Source organism: Kitasatospora sp. NPDC093558 (assembly GCF_040683475.1).
Lineage (GTDB): Bacteria > Actinomycetota > Actinomycetes > Streptomycetales > Streptomycetaceae > Kitasatospora.
In genome coordinates, this window is sequence record NZ_JBFBDY010000445.1 from 1 (window position 1) to 5215 (window position 5215).

3 protein-coding genes are annotated in these 5215 nt (G+C 69.5%); all 3 read right to left on the reverse strand.

The genetic code is table 11. The annotated features are described in order from the left end of the window. The coding region (locus AB0O00_RS28615; protein ID WP_363656581.1) for a putative Ig domain-containing protein at positions 1–1746 on the reverse strand (1746 nt) is incomplete at its 3' end. A 524-nt stretch (positions 1747–2270) separates the two neighbouring features. Beyond that, positions 2271–3152: a geranyl diphosphate 2-C-methyltransferase gene (locus AB0O00_RS28620; protein ID WP_363656583.1), complete on the reverse strand. Its 882-nt coding sequence runs from the start codon at positions 3150–3152 to the stop codon at positions 2271–2273. 135 nt (positions 3153–3287) lie between these two features. Further along, the gene (locus AB0O00_RS28625; protein ID WP_363656585.1) at positions 3288–4592 is read right to left on the reverse strand and encodes a family 2 encapsulin nanocompartment cargo protein terpene cyclase; all 1305 of its coding nucleotides are present in this window, start codon (positions 4590–4592) and stop codon (positions 3288–3290) included. Positions 4593–5215 lie beyond the last annotated feature (623 nt).

A 5215-nucleotide genomic window follows, 5' to 3' on the forward strand; every position in this document is an offset into this window, starting at 1 on the left:
CGTGGTGGTGGTGCCGGTGGTGTTGTCCTTCAGGGTGGCGGTGGCCCAGTCGTAGGTCACGGTGTCCGGGCAGGTGTTGCTGTACCAGAAGGAGACCTTGCTGGAGCCGGCCGGGGCGGTGAACGTCTGGGCCAGGCTGGAGTCGCCGGTCGGGCTGGTCGAGCCGACCATCGCGCCGTAGCTGCCGGAGTGGGCGGCGGCGGCCGGGGCGGAGGTGGAGCCCGCGGCGGTCCAGCCGGAGGTGTTGCCGGTCTCGAAGCCGCCGTTGGTGATGGCGTTGCCGCCGCCACCGGTGCCGTTCTCGGTCCAGCTGAAGGAGGTGCTGCCGGCGGCGCCGGTGGTGTCGGTCGCGGTGACCGTCACGCTGGAGGTGCCGGCGGCGGTCGGCGTGCCGGAGATCAGGCCGGTCGAGGAGTTGATCGACAGGCCGGCGGGCAGGCCGGTGGCCGCGTAGGTCAGGGTCTGGCCGGTGGCGGAGTCACTGGCGCTGATCTGCAGGCTGGCCGCGGTGCCGACGGTGCCGGTCTGGCCGCCCGGGTTGGTGACGGTGACCGTGTTGCCGTGGGTCAGGATCGCGTGCGAGATCGCGCAGGAGTTGGTGTCGTTGGACCAGCTGGCCTGCTCGGCGAAGGTGCCGTAGGAGCCGAACGAGATGTTCGCGGCGCCGCCGGTGGTGCCGGGCTTGAGCCAGGCGCACTCGTCGGAGTTCTCCTGGCCGTTGTAGCTGCTGCCGGTGACGTGGTTGGTCCAGCCGCCCGCCGGGTTCTGGTCGGACATCATCTCGTGCCACTCGTGGCCGAGGGTCATCGTCCAGCCGTCCAGCGTGCCGGGCGAGTTGACGAAGCCGACACCGCAGTTGGCGCCCTGGTCGATGTTGTACGGCTGGTTCGAGAACGCGATGTCGCCGTAGGGCGAGGAGGCCGCGCCGCCGTTCAGCGTCGTGTCGCCGTTCCAGTCGTGCCAGGCGCAGTACCCGGTGGTCGGGTTCTGGTAGTCGTCCGGGTTGGTGCCGTGCGGCGACAGGATGATGTAGTACGCGTCGCGGTTGGCCGCACCCGTCGTGTTGCCGAAGTGCCCGGCGGCCTTGACGGCCTCCTGGGCCAGCTGGTTGCCGGTCGACTGCTGCGGCGAGGCGGCCGCGTTGTCGTACCACACGCCGGACAGCACGCCGCCGCTCTGGTACGGGATGAAGTTGGCGTTGGACGGGCAACTGACCGCGCCGGAGGCGACGTTGGGGCCGTCGCACCACTGGGTCAGGTCGGCCGACCAGGTCTCGCCGTTGGTGCCGATGCCCTTGAACATCTGCTGGGTGGCACCGGCGGCGCCCGCCGAGTCGTTCGTGAAGGCCGCGTTGCCGTTGGCGTCGGTGCTCTGGGTGCCCCACTGGTTGCCGTAGAAGACCAGGTACACCTTGGAGTGGCCGCTCTGGACGCCGATGCCGTCGACACCGCCGCCGTAGGAGAGGGTCTGCTGGCCGGTGGCGGCGGCCTGCTGCTGCGCCGCGACGTACTTCCGGTAGTTCTCGTGCTGCTTCATGCCCGGCACCGCGCCGTGGCGGTACTGGTGGCCGCCGTTCTGCGGGCTCCAGGGGTTGAACTCGTTGCCCGTACTGGCCGGCGCCCCGGAGATGTCCTGCGCCGTGGCGGTGCCGGCCGCGCCGGCGAGACCGGCGGCAGCGAGCGCGAGCGACGCTATGCCGGTGAGGGCCGCGTACTTGGCGCGACGAATTGTGCGGGAGTGACCCATGGGGTGAGGGTGCCCTCTCTCGTTCCGATCGCCCGGTCACGGCTGGGGGCCGCGGACGATCCCTTGTGGGGAAGGGGCCTGCGGCGAATTGGCCCATGCCGATTCCACGGGTTCGCTACACCCTCGGGAATTGACTGTGCGTCGGTTCCGCCGCCTGCTGGGCATGTAGGAAAGCAGAGCTGATGAACGCGGGTCAACGGAGAAGGGTAAGGAACGATTAAGAGCGGTGTTCGCGCAGGTGAAGTGGCATGTCACAGCGGGTTTTGAGGCCGCGCGACCCGAAGTTTACGCGTGTAGCCATTCACTGAATGCGACTCGGAATACTGTTCCGGATTCGGCCGGCAGGGGGTACTCAACCCACTTTTCCCCCAAGAGGTTTGGACCGGATGCGCGTGGTGGGCGAAGCCCCCCCGGGGACACACACGGCGATGGCCGCCCCGCGAGTGCGGGGCGGCCATCGGCGGCGCTGTCGGCGTTTGCAGCGGTGTCGTCGGCGGAATCGCCGACGGTGCGCCTGCGGGCGGTCAGACCCGGTCGGCGGCGATCAGGACGTACTGGAAGGAGCCGTCCTTGTAGGAGTTGATGAACGCCTCCTCGATGCCGGTGACGAGCGAGGTGGTGGCCCGCAGCTCCCAGTACGGGAGGGTGTCCGGCGTCAGGTCGATGACGGCCTGGGGCACGAGGCGGTTGTCCGCCATGGCGCGCAGGTACTCGCGGCGGGAGTGGATATTGCACTCGAAGTGCGCGTTGATCTGCGAGACGTACTTGGACGGCTGGCCGTACCGCGGGTTCCAGCAGCCGGTGATGGTGACGTACCGGCCGCCGACCGACAGGACGCGCGCGTGCTCGGCGAACAGGTCGTGCAGGTCGACGTACATGCTGGACTCGTTGTTCCACGAGCCCGCGACCGAGCCGGTCTCGAACGGCATGTCGAGCATGTTGTGGACCTGCGAGCGGACGAAGTCGCCGATGCCGAGCTCGCGGGCGCGGTTGTTGCCGAACTCGGCCTGCTGGGTGGAGAGCGTCAGACCCTCGACCCGGCAGCCGAAGCGCTGGTGGGCCATCACCATGGAGCCGCCGCGCCCGCAGCCGGCGTCGACGAGCGTGTGGTCCGCGGTGATCTCGCCGAGGTTGTCGAGCAGCACGTCGGCCTGGGCGGACTCCAGGCGGTGGAGCTCGGTGATGACCTTCTTCTCGCGCTCGCTGTCCTCGGGGTCGCCGATGGCGGACTCGTCGACCGCGCCGATGCCGTAGTGGTGGTGGTAGAGACCGTCGACGTCACCCAGGCGAAGGTTCACAGGCCGGGCCTCATGGTCCCAGTAGCGCGCGATGTCGCCCTGGTAGGGAGTCGCCGGGCCGGGGATCGTGGCGCCGGTCTGGGTGGCGAGGTCGTCGGTGAGGGACATGCGTCGAACTCCTTGTAGGGCAGGTGAAAAGGGTGATCAGAGTTGCTCGGAAATGGTCTTGGACGGTCGCGCTGTGGTCATCGGGCACCTGTGGTCATCGGGCACGGGGACGGCGCCCGGGACCGGCCCCCGGCGTCACCAGAAGTCGGGCAGCGTGTACCGGAAGGTGTTCGTCTGGTGCCAGTAGTGGTTGCCGTCGAGCCACACCGCCATACCGCGCAGGAAGCGCAGCAGGGTCGGGACCGGGCACGTCGCGGCGAGCGCGGCCGACTCGGCCTCGAAGGCGTGCATGAGCTCGTTGTGGACCTCGACGGCCTTGAGGTAGCCGTCGCGCTCGGAGAGGTTCTCCCGCTCGGAGATCACCACCGGCAGGTTCAGGTGCCGGCCGGGGCTGGCGAGCTCCTTGGTGTACGAGTACAGGTCGTTGACGAGTGTGGTGGCATTGCCGGCGAGGGCGATGATGCGCTGCATCGCGGGCAGGGCGTGCAGGTCCATCGGCAGCTCGTAGGCGCCGACGGTGTCGGTGATCGTCGGGCAGGGGCGGAAGTTGTTGAACTGACGCATCGTCAGGTACTCCCACACCTCCGGGACGTGGTCCGTCTCGGCCCACGACGCCTCGGCGAGGTACCCGAGGTGCAGCCGCGCCATGTCGTGCCGGAAGCGGTCCGACTGCGAGGGCGTGGCGGCGCGGGTGAAGTAGTCCATCGCCGACCGGTACGCCCGGCGGGGGGCGTCCGAGGACAGCGACTCCTCCCACGGCCCGTGATACTCGGCCGTGGTGTGCAGCGGGTCGAGCGCGGTGTGCGCCATCAGCAGACGGCCGCCGAGGCCGATCGGCGAACCGCCGTGGTCCTCGCAGTAGATGTCGTCGACGGCGTTCTCGGCGACCATCAGCCGGGCGGCGAGCATCAGGTGGTCGACGCTGGGCGCGTCCGGGTGGCAGGCGACCATGTAGCGGCCGGTGGAGAAGCCGTCGAACTGGTCCTCCCACTCGGCCGGGTAGAGCTCGACCTCGTCGATGGCCCAGGCCTTGATCTTGAGGCTCAGCTCCTCGACCCGGACGGGATCGGGCTCGGCGATCGGATGGTGGTACAGGCCCGGGATCGGGTCGCCGGCCTTCGGCTTGCCGCCCCCGGCCGGGGGTTCGGCGGCCTGCGCGACCGTGCTCGCCGCCGGCGCACTCGTGGGGTCGAGGAGCGGAACGTCCAGGACCGGCGCTCCCGGGATCGCCGCACCGTGGGTCGGAAGGGCCGGGAGCCCATCGGCGGGGCTCTCGACGCTCTCGACGACGGGGGTCTCGACGTCCGGCGCCTCCACCGCTGGTGCCGCAACTGGTGCGGCGACGGCCGGGCGGGTCGGGTAGAGGCTCGCGGTCCCGAGGCCGCTCGGGCCGCGCAGGAGGCGGTCGATGGCGGATTCGGTCGTGGCCGCGGCGCTCATGGTCGCACCGCCACGAGGGTGGCGCCGGGCCGGCGCCGCTGCGCCGGCGGTGACTCCGGTGTGGTGCCCAGGGGCATGGAGGGGCCTCCCGCTGAGAAGGGGTTGCGAAGGACGTGACGGGACGTCATCTCGCCCGGCGAGCACGGAAGAACGGCCACTCCGAACGGATCGATCCGGAAGCCGCCCTCTCGCTCGCCCCCAACCGTAGGCGGACGGGCCCGTTCAGTAAGGCTTCGGACGATCTTCTACACCCGAATAGGTGAACGTTCGTGTCTTGCGCGTGCCAAATTCACTCGACTGTGAATGGCCGAGCCGACAAGTGACCCCGCCGGCTGGCGGGTTGGCCCGCGCGTCCGGTCACACCCTCCCCCAGCCTCCGGCCGGGGGCACCCCAGTGGTCAACATAAAGTGACCGTATCATCCCTCCACGTCACCGAGTTGGGGACCCAAGCCCGGGCCAATTCCTGCTCCTGGTCCCGGCCCCGGTACGAATATTCCCCTCATGCGGGTGGTGTCGGCGTATCGCTGCGGGCGTGCCCCGGTGGGCTTCCCCTATAAAGGGCCGGTCATGTTGATCAACTGATGGGCTCTCACCATGTTGCAGACCGCTCTGCGGGTGCTCG